Source organism: Microlunatus parietis, assembly GCF_013407955.1.
GTDB classification, from domain to species: domain Bacteria; phylum Actinomycetota; class Actinomycetes; order Propionibacteriales; family Propionibacteriaceae; genus Microlunatus; species Microlunatus parietis.
The window spans coordinates 5,808,876-5,821,105 of record NZ_JACCBU010000001.1; the positions used below are offsets into that span (position 1 = coordinate 5,808,876).

The following is a 12,230-nucleotide window of genomic DNA, read 5'->3' on the forward strand; positions in this document are numbered from 1 at the left end:
CCTCGATGCCGTACGTGCCGCCCGAGGGCGCCCCGCGCTGGCAGCGCGCCGCGCACCGCCTCGTCAACGCCACCTGGTTCCAGAACCTCGTCATCGGCGTGATCCTGGCCAACGCGATCACCATCGGAATCCAGACCTACAAGGAACTTCCGGTCGGCGTGCACCGGGCGATCGAGGTGATCGACTACGCCTTCCTCGCCGTCTTCGTGGTCGAACTGGTGCTCCGCTTCGTCGCGTACGGTCTCAATCCGCGCCGCTTCTTCAGCGACCCGTGGAACGTGTTCGACACGCTCGTCGTGGCCGCCGCGTTCGTGCCCGGCCTGTCCAGCAACACCACGGCACTGCGGCTGATCCGGCTGCTCCGGGTGGTCCGGCTGCTCCGGCTGATGCCCGACGTACACGTCTTGCTGGACGGCCTGCGCCGCGCCGCCGGCCCCGCGGCGAGCCTGCTCGCCCTGACCGCGCTGCTCTGCTTCATCTACGCGATCATCGGCAACCTGCTCTTCGGCGACGTCGCGCCGCAGTACTTCGGCAATCTCGGCGAGGGCGTGCTCACCCTGTTCACGCTGCTCACCCTGGAGGGCTGGAACTCGGTGCTGTACGACCTCCGCGAGGTGTCGCCGTGGGGGCTGCCGTACACGATCTCGTTCGTCCTGATCGGCACCTACGTGGTGATCAATCTCGTCGTCGGCGTGGTGATCAACAGCCTGGACGAGGCGTACCGGAACCGGGTCGACGACCGGGCCGAGACCAAGGAGCTGACCGAGACGATCCACAATCACCGTAAGGCTCTGGACGAGCTGGAGGCGAAGCTGGCCGGCACCGGCCTGGCCAAGGACGCGACGGTCGGCACCGACGAACTGCGGCACCGGTTCACCGATCACCCGCTGGACCGGTCACCGGCCGCGGACAGGGCAACGGTCGGCGACGGGGCCGCGGGACAGGATGGGAGACTTACCGAGTGAGCGACGGCAGCGTCATCATCATCGGCAATTTCGACGGCGTGCATCGCGGTCATGTCGCGCTGATCAGGGCGGCCCGGGAGGCCGAGCCCGGTGCGAAGGTGATCGCCGTGACGTTCTGGCCGCACCCGTGGGTGATCCACCACCCGGACCGGGTGCCGCCGCTGCTGACCACCCTGGAGCGCCGGGTCGAGTTGCTCCGCGCCGCCGGAGTCGACGAGGTCGTCGTCGTCGACTACACCCACGAACTGTCCCGGCAGACGCCGGCCGAGTTCGTCGACGGGACCCTCCGGCCGCTGGATCCGGTCCGGATCGTGGTGGGGGAGAACTTCCGGTTCGGCCGCGACAACAGCGGCGACGTGGGCACCCTGGCCGACCTGGCCGGCGGCGACTTCAAGGTGCAGGTCGTCCAGCTGGTCGGCGACGCCTCCGCGCCCAGCTCCGCGACCCTGATCCGGCAGGCGATCGCGGACGGCGATCTGGAACGGTTCCATGAGCTGAGCGACCAGGTGTTCCGGTTCTCCGGGGTCGTCATCGAGGGTGATCACCGCGGCCGCGAGCTGGGCTTCCCGACCGCCAACGTCGCCGTCGACCCGACGCTGGCCGTACCCGCGGACGGGGTCTACGCGGGCTGGGTGACCCGGCTGGACATCCCGTCGCCGCGCTGGCCGGCCGCGATCTCGGTCGGCACCAACCCGACCTTCGACGGCGTCGAGCGGCGGATCGAGGCCTACGTGCTGGACCGGACCGATCTCGAGCTGTACGGCGTCGAGATCGCGATCGACTTCGACCAGCGGATCCGCGGCCAGGTGAAGTACGAGGGCCGGGAGGCGCTGATCGCCCAGATGCACCGCGACGTCGAGCAGATCCGCGACATCCTCGCCGGCCACCACGCCCCCTGAGCCTCTCGAAGGGCCAGGGCGGATGGGGTGGCCCGCCCGAGCCGGGCGGAAAGTGGCCAGGAATGCCGAGATGACGCCACCTCCGGACCGGCGACATCTCGAGGGTCTCGGGACCGAGGCGTACGACCGGCGGTTCGGTCGCCTGATCCGGTCGAGGGCTCGGGCCTGTGTCACAGATCTGCAAGGCAACGGATTCCGCAACCGGTTTCTCGCCTCCCGGGGGCGTTGCATTGCAGATTTGTGACAGGAGCGGTCGCAAGTCCCATCCCGCCGGTCGTCTCGGCAGACCGTCCGGATCAGGGTGGCGGCGACTTCCGTCGGTGAATTCCGGCCGGTTGCCCAGTTGTGATTCGGTCCGGGTGGCCCAACGCCGATATCCGCACTCGACAGCTCCACGGGCCTCGCGCGGGCACGCCTGATCGGCCGTCAGTGAGCGGACGCCTTGACCTCGATTCGGGCGGCCGATTCGCCGGTCAAAGAGTCCACTCGACGAAGTCGCCGAACCCCCGGCGCCGCCCACGGGATCAAGGCACATCGCGGGAACCGAAGAATCTGCGGTCCCGAGCGGATCCATTCCAGCGGGCGCTCCGCCACGGGCGTCGAGTGGCGACATAACGACCTCCTCGGGCCAGATCGAGGTCGTTATCCGCACACTCGATGCACGACCCTGGCCCGCGGATTACGGACCGCAAGATCTACGGTGAACCCCAATGGCGCCGCAGCCGCAACAACGCACGTGTACCGGCGGGACTTCGCGAACGCGGGCTTCAGGCGGGCGGCAACCGTATGGTGACGATCAGGCCGCCGGCCGGGCGGGCGATCAGGTCCAGCGTGCCGTCGTGGGCGCGGACGATGCTGTTGACGATGGCCAGCCCGAGCCCGACGCCGGCGTACGTTTCGGTCCGGGCCCGGTCGGTGCCGCGCTGGAACGGTTCGAGCAGCGTGGGCAGCAGGGCCGAGGGGACCGGAGGGCCGGTGTTCTCGACCCGGACCACGACGCCGTCGTCGTGCGCGGCGGTGTTGACCGTCACGGTGCCGTGCTCGGGCAGGTTGTGCACGATCGCGTTCTGGACCAGGTTGGTCACCATCCGCAGCAGCAGCGCCGCCGAGCCGACGGTCCGGGCCGGCTCGCCGGTGACGTCGAGCGCGACCTTGCGTTCCTCGGCGAGCGGCAGCAGGGTCTCGGCGGCCTCCTCGGCGAGCAGTGACAGGTCGACCGGCTCGGTGGTGAACAGCCGGCGGTCGCTCCGGTTGAGCAGCAGCAGGCCCTCGGTGAGGTCGATCGCCCGGGTGTTGACCGTGTGCAGGCGATCGATGAGTTCGTCCTGATCGGCGGGGCCGGCCCGGGCGACCTCGATCAGGGTCTGGGAGATGGCGAGCGGGGTGCGCAGTTCGTGCGACGCGTTCGCGGCGAACCGCTGCTGCTCGGTGACGTGGGCCTCGAGCTGTTCGAGCATGCCGTCGAACGCGTCGGCGAGCTCGCGGAACTCGTCCTTGCGGCCCGGCAGCCGGATCCGGCGCGACAGCGACGCGTCCGTGGTCTGCCGGACGGCGCGGGTGATCTGGTCCAGCGGCGCGAGCATCCGGCCGGCCAGGACCCAGCCGCCGAGCAGGCCGAACACCAGCAGGAACGCCATCACGATGCTCGCGGTCGGCAGCATCACGCCGACCATCAGGCGGAGCGCCGTCAGCAGGTCGCCGTTGACCATCATCCGGCCCGGATCGATGCCCTCGGGGGTGGTGACCGCGCCCTCGGGCCCGTACCGCAGCAGCAGGACCCAGACGACCGCGAGCACCATGAAGCCGGCCAGCATCAGCAGGCCGGCATAGCTGAGCGTGAGCTTGAGCCGCACGCTCAGTCCGGGCCGTCTATCCATCGGCGGCGCCGTGGTCGCCGGGACCCGTGTCGATGCGGTAGCCGACGCCGGCGACGGTGGCGATCACCCAGGGCTCGCCGAGCCGCTTGCGGAGGGCCGAGACGGTGATCCGGACGGCATTGGTGAACGGGTCGGCGTTCTCGTCCCAGGCCCGCTCCAGCAGTTCCTCGGCGCTGACCACACCGCCTTCGGCCGCGACCAGCACCTCGAGCACCGCGAACTGCTTCCGGGTCAGCGCGACGTAGCGGCCGTCGCGGTAGACCTCGCGCCGGAACGGGTCCAGCCGCAGCCCGGCGATCTCGCGGACCGGCGGCCGGTTGTGCATCCGACGGCGGTCCAGGGCCCGGAGCCGGAGCACCAGTTCCCGTAGCTCGAACGGCTTGGTGAGGTAGTCGTCCGCGCCGAGCTCAAACCCGGTGGCCTTGTCGTCGATCCGGTCGGCCGCGGTGAGCATCAGGATCGGCATCCCGCTGCCGGAGGCGACGATCCGCCGGGCGACTTCGTCGCCGGACGGGCCGGGGATGTCGCGGTCGAGCACGGCGAGGTCGTAGGAGTTGATCGAGAGCAGCTCCAGCGCGGTGTCGCCGTCAGCCGCGATGTCGGCCGCGATCGCCTCCAGCCGCAATCCATCCCGGACCGCCTCGGCCAGGTACGGCTCGTCCTCCACGATCAGCACGCGCATGCCTGCAGCCTAGGGACCCGTGGCTATCGGGGACGTATGGACGGTTCGGTGTCGCGGGTCCTCGCTCGGGTTCGCGTACAGCGGCGGGTTGCCGTAGCGAGCCGCCTCCGGACACAGCTCGAAGTGCCACGGCTCGTTGCGGTAGACCCGGCACAGTCCGTACCGGGCGCCGTGCTCGGACAGCCAGGCGGCGGCCTGCACCGGACCGACGTCGACCGCCTGGCCCGCAACGTGGGCCGACGTCTCGGGCGTCGCCACCCAGCGGGCGGCCTCCTCGCTCCCGAGCCGCTCGATCGCGTTCTCGAGCAGCCGCAGCTGCCGCGCCGGCGACCGCCAGCCGCCGTTGATCCGAAGCCCGATCCCGTGCAGGGCCGCGGCCCGGGCGGCCCGCCGCAACGCCTTCAGGAGCGCGGGATCGAGCCCGTTGACCGCCGGTACGTCGGCGTACACCGACACCGAGGTCCCGTCCGGGATGACACCGTCCGCCTCGCCCAACACGGCCTCGACCGTGGCTGTCCGCACGCTCTGGTCCATGCCTCAACTGAAGCCAGGGAGCCGTTGTGGCGGCGTATCCGGATTTCCATACGCGCGCGATACTCAACGTTGCAATTCGGCAGGGCGTCGTCGGCGCAGTCGCCGAATCCCCAGGACCGTAAGCAGCAGGGCGACTCCGATCGCCACGGCCAGCAGATCGGGCACCTGGCCGAGCCGGTCGAGGACCCAGGACTCCGCGTTCTGTTGTGTGCCGGCGGAGATGATCCCGGCGATCCCGGCGGTGCCGTCGGTGACGATGACGACGACGCCGAGGGCGACCGAGAGCAGTCCCGAGATGATCATGGTCCAGCTGTTGCTCCAGTGGCCGATGCGCAGGTGCTTGGCGGGCAGAAGGCTGCGACCCCGGCGGCCGAGCCGAGGCCAGACCGCGGACAGGACGAACAGTGGGACCACCATGCCGACGGCGTAGCAGACCAGCAACAGCCCGCCGTACAACGGGGTGCGCGAGACCGTCGACATCATCAGGATGGTGCCGAGGATCGGGCCCGCGCAGACACCGGCGACGGCGTAGACGGTGCCCAGCAGAAACACGGAGACCGCCGAGGTCGACTCGGCCGGGGAGTTCTGGCGACGGCGCAGCCCCGGCATCGGAACGCCGGCGATCTGGACGACTCCGGCCACGATGATCAGTGTTCCCGCGCCGGCGATCAGCCACTCGCGGAAGCTGGTCAGCAGCACTCCGACGGTCCCGGCGAAGACACCGAGCGGAACCAGGGTGGCGAGCAGGCCGAGCAGGAACACCGCCGTCCGTCCGATCAGCTTGGCCGGCGATCCGAACGCATAGGCGAAGAAGGCCGGCAGCACCATCACCGAACACGGGCTGAGCAACGTCAGTACGCCCCCGACGAGCGCGCTCGCATAGCCGATGGTCACCGTCGGACTCCGGCCCGGCGCAGTTCGTGCTCGATCGCCTGGCGGTACACCTCGATGAGCTGCGAACCCACCACCGGAGTCTCGCCGATCATGAAGGTCGGCGTCGCGGCCGCTCCGAGGCGCCCGGCCTCGTCGACGTCGGCCTGGACCTCCGCGGCCAACGCCGGATCGAACAGATCCAGGGCGAACCGATCGACGTCCGGTACGCCCGCCACGCGCGCGAGGACGAGCCAGTGCTCGCGATCGGCCGCTGCGGACTCATCGGAGAAGAGCGCGTTGTGGTAGGCCCAGTAGTGACCCTGCCGGCCCGCGGCCCGTGCGGCGACCGCAGCGTCGAACGACTCCGGGCCGAGCACGGGCAGGTCGCGCCACTCGTAGCGAACCAGCCCCGGTTCGACGTACTCGGTGATCAACAGCGGCAACGTCTCGCCCGCGAAGTGGGCGCAGGTCGGGCACCGGTAGTCCGCATACTCGATCATGACCACCCGCGCGTCCACCGAGCCGTACGCGGTGACATCGCCCTCGATCCGCCGGGCCGTGTCCCGGTGCTGCCCGGGCGAGTCCAGACGATCGGACCAGAGCGAACCCGCGACGAACAGGAGGACGACGGCGACCGCTCCGGCCGCAGCCAACCATCGACGCCTGCCGATGACGGTCATCGCAGGGAGTCAACCCAGTCGTGGTGCAGGGCGGTCAGCCGGGCCACGTCGTTCGGCCGCTCTGCGGCGAGATCACGCTGCTCGCCGGGATCGTCGCGGAGATCGTACAGCCTCGTGCCGTTGCCCGGCTCGGCTCGCTCGACGGCTCGGATTCCCTTGGCCCGTGGGGAATCGCCGTCGCACCAGCGCAGCTTGAGATCGCCGGCCCGGACCGCCCACTGGAAGTCGCAGTCCCAGTGCAGGACCCGATCATGATCACCTTCGGCGCCGGCCAGCATCGGACCAAGATCAACTCCGTCCGACTGCGCGACGATCTCAGGGGCCGCGCCGGCGGCACCGACCAGGGTCGGCAGCAGGTCCAGCGAGCTCACCGGCGCATCGACGGTACGGCCGCCGGACCAGCCGCCGCCGGGCCAGCGGACCAGGTACGGGACCCGGATGCCGCCTTCCCAGAGGGTGTATTTGGAGCCGCGCAGCGGGGTGTTGTCGCCGTAGTTGCAGGGTGAGCCGCCGTTGTCGGTCAGATAGACCACGATCGTGTCGTCGGCCAGTCCGAGCTGGTCCAGCCGGTCCAACAGCCGGCCGATCTCGCGGTCCATCAACTCCAGCTGGGCCAGGTAGTAGTCCCGGCCATGATCGAGATTCGGGGTGATCGAGCCGTCGTACCAGTCGCCGTACCCTTGATCATCCGCGTCGTGCCAGTCCGCGCGGACTGGCAGGCCGCGGGCCGAGAGTTCGTCCTCCGGCAGCTGCCAGCAGAAGTTGTGGACGGCGTTGAACGCGATCATGGTGAAGAACGGCCGTTGATCATCGGCCTCGATGAAGGCGCCGGCCCGGCGGCCGAGCTCCTCGGTCAGGAACCCCTCCAGTTCGACCTCGGTGTCCCCGGTCAGCATCGGCTGCACCGCCATCCGCCAGGACGCCTCGGGACCGTACTCCTCGACCGCGGCCGCCGAATGCCGCAGATAGTTCAACCGGCCCTGCTGCTTCCCGGCCAGGCCGTAGTACGTCTCGTCGAAGCCGTGGTGCGGCGGGCAGGCCCGGTCGCCGATGTCCTCCGGTCCGTAGTGCACCTTGCCGAAGTAGCCGGTCCGGTAGCCGAGCGCACCGAGCCGCTCGGCCAGGCTCGGCAGGTGATCACCGAACCGCGAGTCGTTGAACCAGCGGGCGCCCCAGCGCTGCTGGTAGTGGCCGCTGATCAGCCCGGCCCGGGACGGGCTGCAGATCGGGGCGCTGACGTAGCCGTTGGTGCAGTCGACGCCGGTCGCGGCGAGCCGGTCGAGTGCCGGGGTGCGTACCTGTTGATCATGGCCGAGGTAGCCGCGGTCGCCGTAACCATGATCATCGGAGACGATCAGGACGATGTTCGGGTGACTCACAGTTCCTCCACGTCGAGTTCCTTCGCGATCCGCTCCACGGCGTCGGTACGGAAGCGCGCCGGCCCGGGGATCAGCGCGTTCGCGGTGCCGGCCCCGGTCCCGCGCCGCAGCGCCGTCGGCAGGTCCGAGCCCTGGTCGAGGGCGCCGAGCAGCCCGCCGAGGAAGGAATCCCCGCTGCCGACCGGGAAGCTGCCGCGCTCCGGCGACGCCGCAACCCGCCAGCGACCCCGCCCGTCCGTCGCGACCGCCCCGTGCTCGCCGTCGGTGATCACGACCGTGCCGCCGGTGCGCTCTCGTACCGCCTCGGCACGTTCGGCCAGGTCGCCGTCCGGGGCGACCTGCATCAGCTCGGCGGCCTCGTACCGGTTGATCTTGACCAGCTCGGGCCGGGCCGTGATCGCCGCCGCCAGCGCCGGCCCGTGGGTGTCCACCGCGACCCGTACCCCGGCGTCGGTGGCCAACCGGACCAACCCGGCCAAGGCCTCCGGCTCCAGCCCGCGCGGCGCACTCCCGGTGATCGCCAACCAGCCCGGCCGCCGTCGCAGCGACGTCCCGAGTTGATCATGGAAGGTCTGCCAGACGTCCGCCGGCACCGGGTCGGCCCGCGGATAGAGCTCGGTCAGCCGCCCGGTGTCCGCCGCCGCGATCGACACACAGGTCCGGGTCTCCGCCGGCGTCGCGACCATGATCACGGAGACGCCCTCCGCCAGCAACTGCTCGGCGAGATAGTCGCCTGTCGAGCCCCCGAGCAGCGCCACGATCTCCACCTGCGCTCCCAGCGAGGCCGCCGCCCGAGCGAGATTGAGCGACTTCCCGCCCGCACACCGAACGACCTCCGACGGCCGATGAATCGCTCCCGGCTCCAACCGATCGACCAGATAGGTCAGGTCGAGCGACGGGCTCAGACCGGCGACGGTGATCACCCGGTGCACTTTAGCGGGACACCTCCCGCCGACATCCGAGGGAGCACCGACTCCGCCGACCAGTCAACAAAGCAGCCGTTTTGGCGGCGTGTCGCTGCACTTGTGACCACTCGGCGGGTCAGTGGGGCTCACTCCGCTACCGGCCCCGAACACAGTTCGGGACAGACTGTCCTGATGTGCACTCCTTGGCCAGGCCCTGCCGTCGTGTTCGAACGGGCGCAGGTGGTGGGTCTGCCCGAGGTTGTTGCGATCCTCGACGAAGCGGCCCGCTGGCTGCGGGGGCGTGGAATCCGCCAGTGGCCCGAACGGTTCGCCCCCGATCTGGTCCGGCCGGCCGTCGAAGCGGGCGAGACCTGGCTGGTTCGGGTCGGGGACCGGTCCGCTGCCACGGTGACCGTCGATGCAGCGGATCCGATCTGGCAGGACCGTCCGAGTGCGGCGCGCTACGTCCATCGCATGGCCGTGCGGCGCGGGTACGGCGGCCTCGGAACCCGGATCCTTTCGTGGGTTGACGAACTCGCACGGGCGGCGGGCTGCGAGTTCGTCCGGCTCGACTGCGTTGCCGACAACCCGGGCTTGGTCAAGTACTACCTGGAGCGCGGCTTCGTTCCTCGCGGCGAGGCGTTGGTCGGCGGCGCCCCCGGTCAGCGACGGACGGACGCATCGCACCGAACGGTCGTGGTCCGGCTCGAGCGGTTGGTCTCGGCAAAGACATCGACATGAACCTGCTGCGTACCTGGGATCCGTCGGGCGGCGACGGGCGAACCGCTCCGCGGGGCGGTATCAGGCGCGCAACGGCTGCGGATACTCCGCGTGCCGGTCGTCGTTGAACAGCCGGCGATAGAAGCTGAAGGTGCGCCAGGCGGTGGCGGCATGGCGGGTCAGGATCCCGACGGCGACGGGTGGCAGGTCGTCGGGGAGGTCGCCCTCGGCGCACCGCCGGACGAACTCGGCCCGCGGGCGCCAGTCCTGGCCGGGCGCCTTCGGGTCGGGTACACCGCAGACAGCGACGGCCAGCCAGTGCACCAGGCGCAGGGCGGCGTAGTCGGCGTCGCTGGTCGCGATGCTGGCGAGGAAGGACCGCTCGGGCCCCGTCACCTCGAACCGCGGCGAGGCGGCCAGGCCGAAGTCGGTGAAGTAGAGCCGCTCGCCGTCCGATCGCATGTTGCCGAGTTGCCCGTCCAGGTGCAGCAGCTCCCGGTCCCGCAGGAAGCTCACGATCTCCAGCAGTTGGCGCTCGAAGACCTCCGCCTTCGCGAGCGGATCCTCCCGCAGCCAGTCGCTCACCGGGTACGGCAGCTGCTCGCTGAACAGGACCAGGCTGTGGGTCGCGTCCCGCAGAGCTTCCAGCCGGGTCCGGACGGCGGGCGAGCCATCCAGCTCGGCGACCAGGTCCGCCAACTCCGCGGGACCGGCACTCAGCGGGGGTCGACCGGGCAGCACCCGCCAGTGGTGCAGCATCGGGAAGGCCTCGGTCTCGCCGGCCAGCACGCCGTCGGTGATGATCAGGTTCGCGGCCAGTTCGCGCCAGGCGTTGAGTGACGGCCCGCCGAAGCCGAACCGGGTGACGGACGGTACGCCGAAGAAGAAGTGACAGACCAGCGGAAGGTCGAACAGGTTCGCCGTCGACCGCGGGTGCGCCAGCTCCAGGTCGGTCAGCGGGATCCGCTTGGCGAACACCGCGGCTCCGGCGACCTCGACGATGCCCGAACCGCCCGGCCCGACCAGTTCGGCGAGTTCGGCGTCGGTCCGCGCGGCGAGCGAGTCGGAGATCAATCGATGACGGGCGCGTCTGTTCTCCAACTCCATTCGGTGATCATGCCAGGGAACTGTTGATCATGGTCGGAGCAGCGCCGCGAGTCGGTCCCGCGCCGTCGCCGGGTCGCCCCACCAGTCGCCGCCGGGGGCCAGCTCGAGCAACGGCCACAGGGCATGGAAGGTGCGCGCCGCCTCGGCCAGACCGGGGTCCGCGGTCTCCATCGCCGCACAGATCCGGGCCACCGCGTCCGGGCCGAGTTCGCCGTGCAGGTGGGCCAGGTCGATGGCCGGGTCGTCGACGCCGAGGTCGCCCAGGTCGAGCAGCCCGGTGATGTCGCCGTCCCGCGAGCTGATCAGGTGATCGACTCGGAAGTCCCGATGACAGAGGGTACGGATCCGAGCCCGCCCGTCGAGCAGCTCGAGCGCGGACTCGACGTGCCGCCGCAGCCCGCCGTCGAGCTCCACCACGGCCAACGCGTCCCGGAACTCCCCGGTCGGATCGTCGAGGGGTACGCCGAGCGAGGCGGCTTCGTCGGCACCGACTGCGTGCAGCCGATCCAAGATCATCGCGATCTTGGTCGCCAGCCCGGGATCCGTCCGGACCAGGTCCGGAGCGAGCGGCGTCCCGACGATCCGGCGTTCCAAGATCGCCGACGGCAGTCCGCCGACCTCCTCGATCACCGTGCCATCTGCTGGCACCGGCAGACCTCGCCGCCGCAGTTCGGCCAGCAGCCGGAGCTCGTGCCGGCGGCCGCCGCGCCAGGTCCAGGGCTCGGGGTGGCGCCGCGAGATCCGGAGCACCCACTCGGCCCAGCCGTACGTCAGCGTGCTGATCCCTTCGCCGATCAGCTCCGGTTCCTCGTCACCGAGCTCGGGCCGGCTCCGTCGCGCCTTCGCCACCAAGGCGGCCAGCGCCGCCGGGGTCAGAGTCGTGTCCCACCGCGTCACCCGCCGAACCCTACGCGGAACGGCCGGTCAGCGCGGGCCACGCGGCCATCGCTCCGTCGATGATCTTGTTCAGTTCCTCGGAGCTGGCGCAGTCCCGGGCCCGGATCGAGAGTCCGTACAGCACCGTGGTGTAGAAGTCGGCGATCATCGCGGTGTCGAGCCCGGCGGGCAGGTCGCCGTCGGCGATGCCCCGGTCGAGCCGGGCCTGCACCTGCCCGACCGTCTCGATCCGCTTCTCCAGCAGGAAATCCCGCACCGACTCACTCCGGGTCGTGTACGTCGAGCCGGCCAGAACGATCATGCAGCCGCGCGGGCCGTCGCCGGTCGTGTAGGCGGCGGCGTTGTCCCGGAGCATCGCCTCGATGGCCCGCTCGGCCGTCGGCTCCTCGGTCAGCGCCCGCGCGGTCAGCCCGCCCTCGGTCGCGCCGTACAGCCCGACCGCCTCCCGGAACAGGTCCTCCTTGCCGCCGAACGCGGCGTACAGGCTGGGCGAGTTGATCTTCATCGCGGCGGTCAGGTCGGCCAGCGAGGTGCCCTCGTAACCGTGTTCCCAGAAGACCTCCATGGCGCGCTGCAGGGCGACCTCGCGGTCGAAGGCTCGCGGCCGTCCGCGCTGCGCCATGGCTCAGATCCTTTCTGTATCGATTGTTAAGAATAGCCGTTGACTCCGGCTGTCGATCGTGTCACGCTATTTATGTGTCAATCACTACAG

Annotated in this window: 13 protein-coding genes; 3 read left to right on the plus strand and 10 right to left on the minus strand. The window is 70.3% G+C overall.

The features are described from left to right. The first annotated feature begins 5 nt into the window (after window positions 1-5). Together BKA15_RS28030 and BKA15_RS28035 are read left to right on the plus strand one after the other, a co-directional pair. A complete protein-coding gene (locus BKA15_RS28030; protein ID WP_179756553.1) occupies window positions 6-965 on the plus strand; it encodes an ion transporter in 960 nt (319 codons plus the stop codon). Next, the gene (locus BKA15_RS28035; RefSeq protein ID WP_179756555.1) at window positions 962-1,864 is read left to right on the plus strand and encodes a bifunctional riboflavin kinase/FAD synthetase; all 903 of its coding nucleotides are present in this window, start codon (window positions 962-964) and stop codon (window positions 1,862-1,864) included. Before BKA15_RS28030 ends, BKA15_RS28035 begins: the two co-directional genes overlap by 4 nt. Before the next feature lie 767 nt (window positions 1,865-2,631). Here BKA15_RS28035 and BKA15_RS28040 read toward each other — a convergent pair. The 7 genes from BKA15_RS28040 to BKA15_RS28070 form a co-directional block, all read right to left on the minus strand. Next, window positions 2,632-3,741 carry a sensor histidine kinase gene (locus tag BKA15_RS28040; protein ID WP_179756557.1) on the minus strand — a complete coding sequence of 370 codons (1,110 nt, stop codon included), beginning with the start codon at window positions 3,739-3,741 and terminating at the stop codon, window positions 2,632-2,634. After that, entirely contained in the window at window positions 3,734-4,423 is a 690-nt protein-coding gene (locus tag BKA15_RS28045; protein WP_179756559.1) for a response regulator transcription factor, read from the minus strand. Before BKA15_RS28045 ends, BKA15_RS28040 begins: the two co-directional genes overlap by 8 nt. Before the next feature lie 9 nt (window positions 4,424-4,432). After that, complete coding sequence (locus BKA15_RS28050) at window positions 4,433-4,957, minus strand: M15 family metallopeptidase (protein WP_179756561.1); 525 nt, start codon at window positions 4,955-4,957, stop codon at window positions 4,433-4,435. A gap of 63 nt (window positions 4,958-5,020) precedes the next feature. Beyond that, window positions 5,021-5,851, minus strand: a complete 831-nt coding sequence (locus BKA15_RS28055; protein ID WP_179756563.1) for a cytochrome c biogenesis CcdA family protein — start codon at window positions 5,849-5,851, stop codon at window positions 5,021-5,023. Then, window positions 5,848-6,510, minus strand: a complete 663-nt coding sequence (locus BKA15_RS28060; RefSeq protein ID WP_179756564.1) for a DsbA family protein — start codon at window positions 6,508-6,510, stop codon at window positions 5,848-5,850. Before BKA15_RS28060 ends, BKA15_RS28055 begins: the two co-directional genes overlap by 4 nt. Then, a complete protein-coding gene (locus BKA15_RS28065) occupies window positions 6,507-7,889 on the minus strand; it encodes a sulfatase family protein (protein WP_179756566.1) in 1,383 nt (460 codons plus the stop codon). The genes BKA15_RS28060 and BKA15_RS28065 overlap by 4 nt, the downstream gene beginning before the upstream one ends. Further along, window positions 7,886-8,812: a 1-phosphofructokinase family hexose kinase gene (locus tag BKA15_RS28070; protein WP_179756568.1), complete on the minus strand. Its 927-nt coding sequence runs from the start codon at window positions 8,810-8,812 to the stop codon at window positions 7,886-7,888. The genes BKA15_RS28065 and BKA15_RS28070 overlap by 4 nt, the downstream gene beginning before the upstream one ends. A gap of 204 nt (window positions 8,813-9,016) precedes the next feature. Between BKA15_RS28070 and BKA15_RS28075 the strand changes: the two genes are divergently transcribed. After that, on the plus strand, window positions 9,017-9,535 hold the full coding sequence (locus tag BKA15_RS28075) for a GNAT family N-acetyltransferase (protein WP_179756570.1): 519 nt from the start codon (window positions 9,017-9,019) through the stop codon (window positions 9,533-9,535). Between the two features lie 60 nt (window positions 9,536-9,595). On the opposite strand, the gene BKA15_RS28080 is transcribed toward BKA15_RS28075, so the two are convergent. From BKA15_RS28080 to BKA15_RS28090, 3 genes are read right to left on the minus strand one after another with little or no spacing between them, the layout of a single operon-like run. Beyond that, window positions 9,596-10,621, minus strand: a complete 1,026-nt coding sequence (locus BKA15_RS28080; RefSeq protein ID WP_179756572.1) for a BUD32 family EKC/KEOPS complex subunit — start codon at window positions 10,619-10,621, stop codon at window positions 9,596-9,598. A gap of 27 nt (window positions 10,622-10,648) precedes the next feature. Further along, a complete protein-coding gene (locus tag BKA15_RS28085) occupies window positions 10,649-11,518 on the minus strand; it encodes a phosphotransferase (protein ID WP_179756574.1) in 870 nt (289 codons plus the stop codon). Between the two features lie 10 nt (window positions 11,519-11,528). Next, window positions 11,529-12,140 carry a TetR/AcrR family transcriptional regulator gene (locus tag BKA15_RS28090; protein ID WP_179756576.1) on the minus strand — a complete coding sequence of 204 codons (612 nt, stop codon included), beginning with the start codon at window positions 12,138-12,140 and terminating at the stop codon, window positions 11,529-11,531. Window positions 12,141-12,230: the final 90 nt, after the last annotated feature.